Consider the following 12,692-nt stretch of genomic DNA (forward strand, 5'->3'; position numbering starts at 1 on the left):
TAAAACGTCTTATTTGAGATTATTAATATATTAGACAGAATATTTACATTTTCATACCCTAAAAATGTGAGCTGAATGGTCACAACACTCTGTTGGTAAGCAGCAACTTCTACCCAAGGAATTCTCTGTGAGTCGTACAACAACCGTTGACACCGTGCCGGCGGGCGAGGTCAGCGTCGCTGGTGCATCCCGCCCGGATCCGTTTATTAAGCGCGGCACCCCGCAGTTTATGCGCGTCACGCTCGCGCTGTTCTCCGCCGGTCTGGCCACCTTCGCCCTGCTCTACTGCGTGCAGCCGATCCTGCCGGTGCTGTCGAACGAGTTCGGCGTATCGCCGGCCAGCAGCAGTATCTCTCTCTCCATTTCCACGGCGATGCTGGCGGTGGGCCTGCTGTTCACCGGCCCGCTGTCGGACGCCATAGGCCGCAAGCCGGTGATGGTCACCGCGCTGCTGCTGGCCGCCTGCTGCTCGCTGTTGTCGACCATGATGACCAGCTGGCACGGCATCCTGATTATGCGCGCCCTGATTGGCCTGTCGCTGAGCGGCGTGGCGGCGGTCGGTATGACCTACCTGAGCGAGGAGATCCACCCCAGCTTTGTGGCCTTCTCTATGGGACTTTATATCAGCGGCAACTCCATCGGCGGCATGAGCGGCCGCTTGCTCACCGGGGTCTTTACCGATTTTTTCGGCTGGCGCGTGGCGCTGGCGGTGATCAGCGGCTTCGCCCTGGCCGCGGCGATTATGTTCTGGCGAATCCTGCCCGAGTCGCGCCATTTCCGCCCGACCTCGCTGCGGCCAAAAACGCTGCTGATAAATTTCCGCCTGCACTGGCGCGATCGCGGCCTGCCGCTGCTATTCGTCGAGGGTTTCCTGCTGATGGGGGCCTTTGTCACCCTGTTTAACTACATTGGCTACCGTCTGATGATGTCGCCGTGGTCGTTAAGCCAGGCGGTGGTGGGTCTGCTGTCGGTGGCGTATCTCACCGGGACCTGGAGCTCGCCGAAAGCGGGCGCCATGACCGTACGCTATGGCCGCGGTCCGGTGATGCTCGGCTTTACCGGCGTGATGCTCTGCGGCCTGCTGATGACGCTCTTTTCTTCCCTGTGGCTTATTTTCATTGGCATGCTGCTATTCTCCGCCGGCTTCTTCGCCGCGCACTCCGTCGCCAGCAGCTGGATTGGCCCGCGCGCGCGCCGCGCCCGCGGTCAGGCGTCATCGCTGTATCTGTTCAGCTATTATCTTGGCTCAAGCCTGGCGGGGACATTAGGCGGGGTGTTCTGGCATCGCTACGGCTGGAACGGCGTCGGCGGATTTATCGCGCTGCTGCTCCTTGCCGCGCTGTTGACCGGCACTTGCCTGTATCGGCGACTAAAATAATCGCGCGTGACGTGGCCTGCGGGCCACGTTTCACCACATGCCCATGATAGATGACAAGCCCATCAGCTCTCTGACGGCATCAACGGACAGTAAGGCAATAAACAGCCAGGTGAACGGATTCATAAACCACCCCCGAACCTCCAGACTTGCGTTATCGATCACAGTTTAGTCACGATGCGTTACCGATTTCTGCAATACTGCTCACAGAGCCACGCTTTTTTTCCTGCTATCACGCGGCTAATGCTTTACCCCGCCCTCTGCGCGCCACGCTCGACCCGCCAGGCGTATCAGGATACTGTAGAGGCATACCGATAATCTGTTCATTCACCTGTCACGGACCGAACGCTACTATGACTGAAAATACGCCTTATCAGCAGCTTACCCGCACCTTTCAGCGCCTGTCGCGCTTTTCGCATCTCTCCGCCATCGCCGGCTGGGATATGTTCGCCATGATGCCTCCGGGCGGTAGCGCCGCCCGCGGCGAAGCGCTGGCTGAACTCGGCGTGCTACAGCATCAGATCCTGACCGATAAAAAAGTGGGCCAATGGCTGCAGGCGGCCCGCCAGCAGGATCTCAACGACCTCGAACAGGCCAACCTGCGGGAAATGCAGCGCCAGTACGATCAGGCGGCGCTGCTGCCGGAGAGCCTGGTGGAGGCCAAATCGCTGGCCGGTAGCCGTTGCGAACATGCCTGGCGCAGTCAGCGGCCGGCTAATGACTGGGCTGGCTTTGCCGAGAATTTGCGCGAGGTGGTCAGGCTGAGCCGCGAGGAAGCGCAGATCCGCGCCGACGCCCGGGGCGGCTCACGCTATGACGCGCTGCTGGATATTTTCGAACCGGATATGACCAGCGCCCGGCTGGACAGCCTGTTTGCCGATCTCAAGTCCTGGCTGCCTTCCCTGCTGCGACAAGCGGTCGATAAGCAGGCGACGCGAACCTTGATCGCCCCGCAGGGGCCGTTCCCGATCCCTGAGCAGCGCGAACTGGGTCTGCAGGCGATGCGCATCCTCGGCTTTGACTTTGACGGCGGGCGTCTGGACATCAGCGCCCACCCGTTTTGCGGCGGCGTCCCTCAGGATGTGCGCATCACCACCCGCTACAACGAAAACGACCTGCTCAGCGCTCTGTTCGGCGTGATCCACGAGACCGGCCACGCCCGCTATGAGCAGAATCTGCCTCGCCCGTGGGTCGACCAGCCGGTAGGACTGGCCCGCTCTACTGCTATCCATGAGTCGCAGAGCCTGTTCTTCGAAATGCAGCTGGGACGCAGCGAGCGCTTCCTGAAACGCCTGCTGCCGGCGGTGCGCGAACGCTTTGGCGATCGGCCGGCCTTTAGCGAGGAGAATTTCATCGCCTGGAACCAGCGGGTGAAACCAGGCTTTATTCGCGTTGATGCCGATGAGGTCAGCTATCCGGCGCATGTGATCCTGCGCTATGAAATTGAACGCGCGCTGATCGACGGCGAGATAGAGGTGGAAGATATTCCGTCGCTGTGGGATGAGAAAATGCAGCACTGGCTGGGACTGTCGACCACCGGCAACTACCGGGACGGCTGTATGCAGGATATTCACTGGACCGACGGCGGCTTCGGCTACTTCCCTTCCTACACGCTGGGGGCGATGTATGCCGCGCAGCTGATGGCCGCCGCCCGTCGCGCGCTGCCGACGTTAGACCGCGATATCGCGGAAGGGGATTTCAGCGCCCTGTTTGACTGGCTGCGGCAGAATATCTGGCAGCATGGCAGCCGCTTCACCACCTCGCAGCTGATCCAGCAGGTCACCGGCGAGGATCTTAACAGCCGCTACTTCCGCGACCACCTTACCGCCCGCTATCTGTGATCGTCCGCGCCGGGCTGCCCGGCGCGTCCTTCCACTCCCCGCCTTGTACATTCGGTTACACGCCGATACCAAACACTCACGGAAAGCCCGAAAAGACAAGCATATAGTGATTTCACCGGCCCCGCAGTGGGGTTGAAATTAAGAAAACTTTTCGAGGATATCAGAATGAAAAAAGTATTAGCTCTGGTCGTTGCCGCTGCTATGGGTCTCTCTTCCGCCGCTTTCGCTGCTGACGCAGTAAGCACCACTCAGGCGCCAGCTGCTACCCACAGCACTGCTGCCAAGACCACCCATCACAAAAAACACCATAAAGCCGCGGCCAAACCAGCTGCAGAGCAGAAAGCTCAGGCTGCCAAAAAACACAAGAAAGCAGAAGCTAAACCAGCCGCTGCCCAGAAAGCCCAGGCCGCTAAAAAACACAAGAAAGCAGAAGCCAAACCAGCCGCTCCGCAGAAAGCCCAGGCCGCGAAAAAGCACCACAAAGCTGCCGCTAAACCGGTAGCCCAGAAAGCTCAGGCAGTGAAAAAACACCATAAAACCACCAAACACCAGGCCGCTAAACCTGCTGCACAGCCGGCAGCCTAATTCCTCCCGGTGAACCAACCTTCTTAAATAATCGGCGCTGCTTCAGCGCCGTTTTTTCTGGAGAGCACTATGCTGCGGCGTTATCGTTTTGAGCTCATCCTGATCCTGTTAATCATTTGCGCAGTGGTTGCGACCCGCTTTTTCCTCTATTAATCATTTCGTCTTTCTCTCCCGTTTTGCCGCCTGGCTCAGACTTCACGGAAGGTGAATGTCGCGCAAATATTGTTGCCCACCCTTATCACTCTCTTTTACCCTGCCGCTGCCAGCGGCGCAAATCATGCCCGGCGCCCGAAGACGCCAGACACGTTAGCAATAAACCATCGCGCGCCTGGCCCCCACACGGCGGCCAGACTCATCACAACGCACGTACCGCTTCCATCACCAGATAGCCGGTTGCGCCCCAGATGGCCACCGAGACCAGGGAAACATAGACCAGTGCGCGAATACCTTTTTTAGACATATACCCTCCGAACGCCGGGGAAATAGAATTCAGGCTATCATCGCCGGTATTACCTCTCTATTTACTCAACGGCCGGGTGACGGTAACAACGTTTTCGGTGAGAAAATGTTTCGCATTGAAAATAATTACGTGAGGCGTAAAGAAGTGCGAATTCTGGTGAAGTTCTGGCGGGGAAAAGTATTATTTTTGCGCATTATGCTGCCAAACCAGGAATAACCTCAAAGAGGTATTGCTGCATTATTCGCCAATTTCAGTACGTTCTGATACACGAATGTGCTTGCGCCAGACCGTGCTTTCTGCGGAAATAGCAGCAGAAGGTTAATGGTATTAACCGATTGAAATCAGAAGGTTTTACCCGCGCCAGGGCCCGCCGCGCGCAGATGAGACATGCCGTTTGGCCTGATTAGAATTATTGTTTACTTTCAAAAACTTAAATCTCCTGCTACTGTCAATAGACATCATAGCCTCCCCCAGAGAGTGATATGCGTAGAGACGTTCTGTTATTACTGTGTTCATTTTATCTGTTACCTCTGGGCGCACATGCCGAAGATAGCGGACTGAGCGCCAAAGATATTAAGACGTTGTTTTTCGGCCACGATGAGCGTAAAGCGGTGAGCCGCCCGGAGGAGAGTCCGTGGGACGCGATTGGCCAGCTGGAGACCGCCAGCGGCAATCTGTGCACGGCGACGCTCATCTCCCCCAATCTGGCGCTGACCGCAGGCCACTGCCTGTTAACGCCCCCGCGCGGCAAGCCGGACAAAGCGGTCGCTCTGCGCTTTATTTCCCGCAAGGGCAACTGGGTGTATGAGATCCACGGCATTGACGGACGCGTGGATCCCGGATTAGGCAAGCGTCTGAAAGCCGACGGTGACGGCTGGATCGTTCCCTCCGCCGCGGCGCCCTCGGATTTTGGCCTGATCGTGCTGCGCTATGCTCCCTCGGGCATCACGCCGATCCCGCTCTTCCCCGGCAGTAAGGCCGATTTAACCGCCGCGCTGAAGGCGGCGGACCGGAAAGTGACCCAGTCAGGTTATCCTGAAGATCATCTGGACAATCTTTACAGCCATCAGGATTGCATCGTCACCGGCTGGGCGCAAAACAGCGTCCTGTCGCACCAGTGTGACACCCTGCCCGGCGACAGCGGCTCGCCGCTGCTGCTGAAAACCGCGGACGGCTGGCAAGTGATCGCCGTGCAAAGTTCGGCTCCCGGCCCGCAGGATCGCTGGCGGGCGGACAACCGCGCCATCGCGGTGACCGGCTTTCGCGATAAGCTGGAGGCGCTGGCCGGAGAGTAATTACCCCTGCTGCTGACGCCGCTGCAGCAGGTCGGCGATCGGCATCGGTTTACTGAAGTAAAAGCCCTGTAGCCGGTCGCAGCCGGCCCGCCGCAGCAGCGCCAGCTGTTGCGGATCTTCAACCCCCTCCGCCACGACCGTCATCCCCAGCGCGCGGGCGATGCGCACCGTGCCGCGCACCATCTCCGCCGCCTGCGCATCGCAATCCACCCGCCCGGCGAGGGATTTGTCAATCTTCAGGCTGTCAAAGCGAAAGCGGCGTAAATAGCCGATGCTGGAGTAACCGGTGCCAAAATCGTCCAGCGCCACGGCGATGCCCTGGGCCTTCAGATTCTCCACCACCGCCTGCGAACGTTCCGGATTTTCCAGCACATAACTCTCCGTCACCTCCACCTGCAGGCGCGACGGCGGAAAGCGGCAGGCAGCGACCGTTTCCATCACCCGGCTTTCAAACGCCGGATCGCGAAATTGCGCCGGCGAGATGTTCACCGACAGCAGCAGATCGCCCACCGGCTGCAGGTCGCTGCAGGCGCGTTGCAGGACGAACTGGCCGAGGGTGTCAATCAGGCCGCTACTCTCAGCAATGGCGATAAACGCATCCGGCGCCAGCGCACCCTGCGGGCGACGCGGCCAGCGCAGCAGCGCTTCAACGCCGGTCATCGCCAGCGTATCGGCATCGACCACCGGCTGATACCAGACCTCAAATTCATCCTGCTCCAGCCCCTGACGGATGCCATTCTCAATCATCAGCTGATGACGTCGCACAGCATCCAGCGCATCGTCATACCAGGCCGTCCGCCCCTTGCCGCTCTTCTTGGCGTGGTACATGGCGATATCCGCCCGGCGAAACAGTTCGGTACTGGAGCATTCCGCCGGAGTACCGCTGGCGATGCCGATGCTGGCGCCGATATAAATTGTGCGTTTGCTCAGCGCCACCGGCGCTTTAAGCAGCTCCAGCGCCGCCCACGCGAACGCCGCGGCCCGGTCGATCGCCTGTTCGCCGCTCACCGCCATGGCGAACTCATCCCCGCCCATTCTTGCCAGCATGGCCCCCGCCGGCACCCGTTTTTGCAGCGCGCTGGCGATATGGCGGATCAGAGTGTCGCCCACATCGTGGCCATAGTTATCATTCACATCCTTAAAACCGTCCAGATCGATAAACACCACGCATTGCATATCGTGCTTACTCGTGTCGCACACCTGGCTGAGCCGCAGCAGCAGCGCACGCCGGTTGGGCAGGCGGCTAAGCCAGTCAATCAGGGCGATCTCCCGCGCCTGACGTTCGCCGCGGGCCAGCTTATACATGCCGAGGCTGCTGAACAGAATAAACAGCAGGATCAGGCTGGCGGCCACCCCGGCGATCAGCCGCATACTGCCTGACGAGGCCAGGGCCGCTTCGGCGCCGGGCAGACGCGGCTGCCACGCCAGATAGCCCAGAACCTCGCCTCCCTGCGTGCGCAGCGGGATCCGGTGTTCGCCTGGGCCGTCGCTGAGATGCAGATGGCTTATCTGGAAGGTGTCGCCTAAACGCTCCAGCAGCTGAGGGCTGATGTGCCGGGTAATGACCAGATAGCGTCGGGTCTTGTCAGCCACCTGCAGCCGGCCGCTCGTCGGCCGTATCAGGCCGATGCCGACGAAAGCGATCCCGGCCTCGGTACGTGTGATGCCGGCGAAGGCGTTTCTCCCCTCGCGCAGAGCCTGTGCATGATAGCGGATCAGGCTGGTCAGCCCGGCGCCGAGAAATGCGAGGTCTGCCCGGGGCATGACCTGACTCTGAAAGGCGCCCCACAGGATGTGATAATGTTCATCAAGGACAAAGGTGCCGTCATACAGGTTGTTGATTTTGAAGCCGGATCCCCAGGAGTCGTACAGCCATTTTTGATCCAGGCTGGGAGCGTAAGTCTGGGTCACCGCATCGTCCCAGATGGCATTGTCCAGCACCAGCGACAGCACCCGGTTGACCGAGGTCTGCACCGCCCCTTCCACCGACAGGACCGAGCGCTGCTGATCAATTTCATTGGATTTGCTGGCAATGAGGTGTTGCGAGAGGTAAAGCAGTGAGATCACCGACGCGGTGAGGCCGAGCCCGGCGAGAAAAATCATTATTGACAACGTCCTGGCGGAAGGAATTTTCCGCCAGCCGAAAGCTGTGAGCATGCGCAGTCCTCATCGTCACCGGGCACAATACCTGCGGGGCCGGTCTTGAGTAAGCATACTACAGCGAACCCGTTTTGCCGCCTGGCTTTGCAGGCGGCGCGACATCAGGCGAGTTTAATTAACACCATGCCGGCAACCAGCAGGATGACTCCCGCCCAGCCTTTGTTATTCAGGCGCTGGCCAAACAGCACCCAGCCGGCGGCGATGGTCGCCGCGATACCGAAGCCGCCCCACAGCGCATAGGCGACCGACAGATCGATGCCTTTCACCGCCTGCGACAGGGCGCTGAACGCGCCCAGCACCGCCGCCAGCGACAGAATGCCATAGACCTTGCGGCGGAAACCGTCGGAAAACTTCAAAAAGACGTTGGCAATAATTTCCAGAACAATGGCGATAGCCAGCCAGATGGCGTGGATCCACTCAAACTGCTGCATGAGCCACCTCCGGCTTCGACGACGCTTTTTTCTGGGTGCCGGACTTAATTAAGACGATCCCCAGTACCAGGGTAGTCAGACCGGCTATTTTCAGCAGCGACAGGCTTTCATCAAACAACAGTACGCTGAACAGGGTGATCAGCAAAATACCAATCCCTTCCCATAACGCGTAGGCCACGCCGAGGGCAATTTTTTTAACCGCAAAGGCGAGAAAAATATATGACAGGGCAATCATGGCCAGCATTAAAATAAAGCCGGTATGCCCACCGCTAATGCTTGCCCATTTCATCGACAAGGTGCCGGTAATTTCAGCAATAATCGCTAAAGCTAATAAAATCCAATAAAACATGATCCCTTCTCCTGCTTGAGAATATAATCCATTACCGTTTACGCGACGCGTAAACAGGAAAATTTCTGACGTAGATTTCGCTGTGCGCTTGGCGCCAGCTCAGGCAGAAAGAAGGTGACTATAGCGCCGAATGCCAGTGCTGTTCGCCGGCAAAACGGGAAAAAGTGAGGGATACTGCGGGGTGATTTAAAATATACATCCTGAACTGATTGTCCATAAAATTACAATTATCCGCGGTGTTGCTTCTCGTCCGGTGCGGATGAAAATTGTCCTCAGTAGTTAAACACAGGTAGATTTGTAGCATAGTGCTACATTTTATTCAAAGACTTTGCAATTCTTTACGCCGCGGTTTTGCTGCAATGCGTTTTTTCTGAAAAAAAACGTCATTATGCTAATGTAACGCAACCTGTTAACAGGCAAGGAAGATTGAGGACGGGATCCTATGGCTAAACCTATTATTACACTTAACGGATTAAAGATGGTCATCATGCTGGGCATGCTGGTGATCATCCTGACCGGCATTCGCTTTGCGGCAGACATTATTGTCCCGTTTATACTCGCGCTTTTTCTGGCGGTGATTATTAATCCGCTGGTCCAGCTGCTGGTCCGCTGCCGGGTGCCACGCGTGCTGGCGATCTCATTGCTGATCGGCCTTATCGTCATGTTAGCCGTTGTGCTGCTGGCCTCGCTGGGGACTTCGCTTAACGAGCTGGCGCGCACCCTGCCGCAGTACCGCAACTATCTCTACGAACCGATGCAAACCATCGCTCCCTGGCTGCAGCGCCTGGGCTTTACCGTCTCGGTGGTGGAGCTAAACAAATATATCGACCCCAACGCCGTGATGACCCTGGTCACCGGTCTGCTCACTCAGCTGTCGAACGCCATGTCCTCGATTTTTCTGCTGCTGCTGACGGTGGTGTTTATGCTGCTGGAGGTTCCGCAACTGCCCGCCAAACTACAGCAGCTGATGTCCCGCCCGGTAGAAGGCATGGGGGCCATTCAGCGCGCCATCGACAGCGTGTCGCATTATCTGGTGCTGAAGACCGCGATTAGCCTGGTCACCGGGCTGGTGGTCTGGGGCATGCTGGTTCTGCTGGACGTGCGTTTCGCCTTTATGTGGGGGCTGCTGGCCTTCGCGCTGAACTATATTCCCAATATTGGCTCCGTGCTGGCGGCCATCCCGCCGATCCTCCAGGTCCTGGTATTCGGCGGCCTGTACGAGGCGCTGGTGGTGCTGGCCGGCTATCTGATCGTTAACCTGGTGTTCGGCAATATTCTCGAACCGCGGATCATGGGGCGTGGCCTGGGACTCTCCACCCTGGTGGTATTCCTGTCGTTGATCTTCTGGGGCTGGCTGCTGGGTCCGGTCGGTATGCTCCTGTCGGTGCCGTTGACGATCATCGTCAAAATCGCCCTCGAGCAGACCAGCGGCGGCCAGAGCATCGCATTCTTATTAAGTGATGTGAGCAAAGAATAACCCTTCCCCGGGCCGGCGACTGGCCGGCCCCCTCTCCCTGACACCTGTGGTAGACCACTACGCCTTTCGTATTATTGATCCTCATCACAAAGGGCCAATCACAATTGTTACTCTCAGGCTAACAATTGGCCGCCGTGCTTAATTGATGCTCCGCGCCTCGCATCGCACACTACCCTCCACCAGGACAAACAAAACGATTTGTCGAATCAGGAGGTTAATAATGAATGCCGAACAAACGACGGGGCGGGTCTGGAACCGTCGCCGGACGGAAAAGCAGCGGCGGCTGGCCGAGGCCAACATCCCGGGCAAAGTCATCCCCACTGACCAGCTGGTCAGCGTACTGGAAAACCTGATCGCCCCCGGCGACCGGGTGGTGCTGGAAGGCAACAACCAGAAGCAGGCCGATTTCCTCTCCCGCATGCTGGCGGAAGTCAATCCGCAGAAAATCCACGATCTGCATATGATCATGCCGAGCGTCGGGCGCAGCGAGCATCTGGACCTGTTTGAAAAAGGTATCGCCCGCAAACTCGATTTCTCCTTCTCCGGTACCCAAAGCCTGCGCATTTCGCAGCTGCTGGAAGATGGCCTGCTGGAAATCGGCGCCATTCATACCTATATCGAACTCTACTCCCGCCTGTACGTCGATCTGTCGCCCAACGTCGCGCTGATCGCCGGCTACAAAGCCGACCGTAAAGGTAACCTGTATACCGGGCCGAGTACCGAAGATACCCCGGCGCTGGTGGAAGCCGCCGCCTTCCACGACGGTATTGTTATCGCCCAGGTTAACGAACTGGTGGACGACGAGTGCGATCTGCCCCGCGTCGATATTCCCGGCTCGTGGATTGATTACGTGGTGGTCGCCGACAAGCCGTTCTTTATTGAACCGCTGTTCACCCGCGACCCGCGCCTGATTAAGCAAGAACACATTCTGATGGCGATGATGGCGATCAAGGGCATCTACGCCGAGCATCAGGTGCAGTCCCTCAACCACGGGATCGGCTTCAACACCGCCGCCATCGAACTGCTGCTGCCGACTTACGGCGAACAGCTCGGTCTGAAAGGCAAAATCTGTAAACACTGGACCCTGAACCCGCATCCGACGCTGATCCCGGCGATCGAGAGCGGCTGGGTGGAGAGCGTGCACTGCTTCGGCGGCGAGCTGGGGATGGAAGAGTACATCCGCGCCCGTCCGGATATCTTCTTTACCGGCCCGGACGGCTCCATGCGCTCCAACCGCGCCTTCTGCCAGCTGGCGGGGCAATACGCGGTGGATATGTTTATCGGTTCGACCCTGCAGGTTGATGGTCTGGCTAACTCCTCGACCGTCACCCGCGGCCGCCTTTCCGGCTTCGGCGGCGCGCCGAACATGGGCCACGATCCGCACGGCCGCCGTCATGCCACCCCTGCCTGGCTCAATATGATCACCGAGCCGGACCCCATGCAGCGCGGTAAAAAACTGGTAGTGCAGATGGTCGAAACCTTTCAGGCCGGGGTGAAGCCGACCTTTGTTGAGACTCTCGACGCGGTCGACGTCGCCAAAACCTCCGGCATGCCGCTGGCGCCGGTGATGATTTACGGCGATGACGTCACCCACGTGCTGACCGAAGAGGGTATCGCCTACCTGTATCGTGCGGAAAGCCTGGAAGAGCGCCGGGCGATGGTCGCCGCCGTGGCCGGGATCACCGACATCGGTCTCGGAGTGGACGCGAAACGCGTGGCTGCCCTGCGTCAGAGCGGCAAAGTGGTTTACCCGGAAGATCTCGGCATTCGCCGTAGCGAGGCCACCCGTTCGCTGCTGGCCGCCGGCAGCGTCGCCGACCTGGTGGAATGGTCCGACGGACTGTACAACCCACCGGCAAAATTCCGGAGCTGGTAATGAAAATTCTCTCCCCCCTGCACGCAGAAAGCCGCGTCAGCTGGCTAGCGGATACCGCCAGCGCCTGTCTGATTGACGAAGCCCGTCTGAGCCCGAAACCGGGTCTGGTCGACAGCCGCGGCAGCGGCGCGCATCAGGACCTCACGCTGGCGCTGATGGAACGCTCCGCCCGCAGCCTGCAGCCGACCTTCCACGCGCTGGCCCAGCAAAGCTGGCGCCGCCCGGCGGATATCGCGCTGCGCGAAACCGTCGGCCGCCTCGGCCGGGAAGGCGAAGCGCAGATGATGCAGGCCACCGGCGGGGTCAACACCCACCGCGGCGCCATCTGGGCGCTGGGGCTGCTGGTCAGCGCGGTAGCGATGTTGGGGGGAGTGGGTCATTCACAGGCGATCGCCGACACCGCCGCCGCCCTCGCCCGTCTGCCCGACGGCCTGGCGCCGAAAAGCTTCAGTAAAGGGCTACGCGCCAGCCGCCGCTGGCAGGTGCCGGGCGCGCGCGAAGAGGCGCAGCGCGGTTTCCCGCATATCACCGCCCTGGCGCTGCCGCAGTTACAGCAAAGCCGCGCCCGGGGCGCCAGCGAGCCGCAGGCGCGACTTGACGCGCTGATGGCCATCATGACCTCGCTGAGCGATACCTGCGTGCTGTCGCGCGCCGGCATGACCGGCCTGCAGACCATGCAGCAGGGCGCCCGCGCGGTGCTGGCGGCCGGCGGGTGCGCCAGCGTCGCCGGACGCGCCGCCCTGGCGCGGCTTGACGCGCAGATGCTGGCGCACAACGCCTCGCCGGGCGGCGCCGCCGATCTCCTTGCCGCCACCCTGTTTCTCGACCGGGTTGCCGGCTAAC

At 59.5% G+C, this 12,692-nt stretch carries 12 protein-coding genes; 8 read left to right on the forward strand and 4 right to left on the reverse strand.

The features are described 5' to 3' along the window. Positions 1-127 precede the first annotated feature (127 nt). Entirely contained in the window at positions 128-1,378 is a 1,251-nt protein-coding gene (locus ACLH1U_RS05045; protein WP_086076196.1) for an MFS transporter, read from the forward strand. A gap of 30 nt (positions 1,379-1,408) precedes the next feature. Here the strand turns inward: ACLH1U_RS05045 and ACLH1U_RS05050 are convergent, their stop codons facing one another. Further along, positions 1,409-1,501 (reverse strand): KPN_01571 family protein, encoded by a 93-nt coding sequence (locus ACLH1U_RS05050; protein ID WP_004206050.1) that lies wholly within the window; start codon positions 1,499-1,501, stop codon positions 1,409-1,411. A 227-nt stretch (positions 1,502-1,728) separates the two neighbouring features. On the opposite strand from ACLH1U_RS05050, the gene ACLH1U_RS05055 reads away from it, so the two are divergent. The 3 genes from ACLH1U_RS05055 (at position 1,729) to ACLH1U_RS05065 (ending at position 5,556) form a co-directional block, all read left to right on the forward strand. Continuing rightward, positions 1,729-3,216, forward strand: a complete 1,488-nt coding sequence (locus ACLH1U_RS05055) for a carboxypeptidase M32 (protein WP_101861557.1) — start codon at positions 1,729-1,731, stop codon at positions 3,214-3,216. 165 nt (positions 3,217-3,381) lie between these two features. Beyond that, positions 3,382-3,801, forward strand: coding sequence for an acid resistance repetitive basic protein Asr (gene asr, locus ACLH1U_RS05060; protein WP_153650047.1), 420 nt, complete (start codon positions 3,382-3,384; stop codon positions 3,799-3,801). Between the two features lie 942 nt (positions 3,802-4,743). Next, entirely contained in the window at positions 4,744-5,556 is an 813-nt protein-coding gene (locus tag ACLH1U_RS05065) for a trypsin-like serine peptidase (RefSeq protein ID WP_044522790.1), read from the forward strand. On the opposite strand, the gene ACLH1U_RS05070 is transcribed toward ACLH1U_RS05065, so the two are convergent. After that, entirely contained in the window at positions 5,557-7,713 is a 2,157-nt protein-coding gene (locus ACLH1U_RS05070) for a putative bifunctional diguanylate cyclase/phosphodiesterase (RefSeq protein WP_236947676.1), read from the reverse strand. It lies immediately after the preceding gene. On the opposite strand from ACLH1U_RS05070, the gene ACLH1U_RS05075 reads away from it, so the two are divergent. Beyond that, the gene (locus tag ACLH1U_RS05075) at positions 7,673-7,762 is read left to right on the forward strand and encodes an ArsR family transcriptional regulator (RefSeq protein WP_258315333.1); all 90 of its coding nucleotides are present in this window, start codon (positions 7,673-7,675) and stop codon (positions 7,760-7,762) included. The genes ACLH1U_RS05070 and ACLH1U_RS05075 overlap by 41 nt on opposite strands. Before the next feature lie 55 nt (positions 7,763-7,817). On the opposite strand, the gene kpnF is transcribed toward ACLH1U_RS05075, so the two are convergent. Continuing rightward, positions 7,818-8,147 (reverse strand): multidrug efflux SMR transporter subunit KpnF, encoded by a 330-nt coding sequence (kpnF, locus tag ACLH1U_RS05080; RefSeq protein WP_023289540.1) that lies wholly within the window; start codon positions 8,145-8,147, stop codon positions 7,818-7,820. Beyond that, positions 8,134-8,496: a multidrug efflux SMR transporter subunit KpnE gene (gene kpnE, locus ACLH1U_RS05085; protein WP_101861555.1), complete on the reverse strand. Its 363-nt coding sequence runs from the start codon at positions 8,494-8,496 to the stop codon at positions 8,134-8,136. Before kpnE ends, kpnF begins: the two co-directional genes overlap by 14 nt. Positions 8,497-8,938: 442 nt before the next feature. On the opposite strand from kpnE, the gene ACLH1U_RS05090 reads away from it, so the two are divergent. The 3 genes from ACLH1U_RS05090 to ACLH1U_RS05100 all read left to right on the forward strand — a co-directional run bounded on the left by ACLH1U_RS05090 (position 8,939) and on the right by ACLH1U_RS05100 (position 12,691). Then, on the forward strand, positions 8,939-9,973 hold the full coding sequence (locus ACLH1U_RS05090) for an AI-2E family transporter (protein WP_023289538.1): 1,035 nt from the start codon (positions 8,939-8,941) through the stop codon (positions 9,971-9,973). A 220-nt stretch (positions 9,974-10,193) separates the two neighbouring features. After that, positions 10,194-11,849: a malonate decarboxylase subunit alpha gene (gene mdcA, locus ACLH1U_RS05095; protein ID WP_023289537.1), complete on the forward strand. Its 1,656-nt coding sequence runs from the start codon at positions 10,194-10,196 to the stop codon at positions 11,847-11,849. After that, positions 11,849-12,691 carry a triphosphoribosyl-dephospho-CoA synthase gene (locus tag ACLH1U_RS05100; RefSeq protein WP_048334889.1) on the forward strand — a complete coding sequence of 281 codons (843 nt, stop codon included), beginning with the start codon at positions 11,849-11,851 and terminating at the stop codon, positions 12,689-12,691. The genes mdcA and ACLH1U_RS05100 overlap by 1 nt, the downstream gene beginning before the upstream one ends. The last annotated feature ends 1 nt before the right edge of the window (position 12,692 follow it).

Source organism: Klebsiella sp. 1SOBk5mer (assembly GCF_046603115.1).
Classification (GTDB): domain Bacteria; phylum Pseudomonadota; class Gammaproteobacteria; order Enterobacterales; family Enterobacteriaceae; genus Klebsiella; species Klebsiella quasipneumoniae.

Excerpts from the sequence above, each read along its gene's own strand:
- ACLH1U_RS05050 (WP_004206050.1), bottom strand. The coding sequence starts at position 1,501 with ATGAATCCGTTCACCTGGCTGTTTATTGCCTTACTGTCCGTTGATGCC.
- ACLH1U_RS05055 (WP_101861557.1), top strand. The coding sequence starts at position 1,729 with ATGACTGAAAATACGCCTTATCAGCAGCTTACCCGCACCTTTCAGCGC.
- asr (WP_153650047.1), top strand. The coding sequence starts at position 3,382 with ATGAAAAAAGTATTAGCTCTGGTCGTTGCCGCTGCTATGGGTCTCTCT.
- ACLH1U_RS05065 (WP_044522790.1), top strand. The coding sequence starts at position 4,744 with ATGCGTAGAGACGTTCTGTTATTACTGTGTTCATTTTATCTGTTACCT.
- ACLH1U_RS05070 (WP_236947676.1), bottom strand. The coding sequence starts at position 7,713 with ATGCTCACAGCTTTCGGCTGGCGGAAAATTCCTTCCGCCAGGACGTTG.
- kpnF (WP_023289540.1), bottom strand. The coding sequence starts at position 8,147 with ATGCAGCAGTTTGAGTGGATCCACGCCATCTGGCTGGCTATCGCCATT.
- kpnE (WP_101861555.1), bottom strand. The coding sequence starts at position 8,496 with ATGTTTTATTGGATTTTATTAGCTTTAGCGATTATTGCTGAAATTACC.
- ACLH1U_RS05090 (WP_023289538.1), top strand. The coding sequence starts at position 8,939 with ATGGCTAAACCTATTATTACACTTAACGGATTAAAGATGGTCATCATG.
- mdcA (WP_023289537.1), top strand. The coding sequence starts at position 10,194 with ATGAATGCCGAACAAACGACGGGGCGGGTCTGGAACCGTCGCCGGACG.
- ACLH1U_RS05100 (WP_048334889.1), top strand. The coding sequence starts at position 11,849 with ATGAAAATTCTCTCCCCCCTGCACGCAGAAAGCCGCGTCAGCTGGCTA.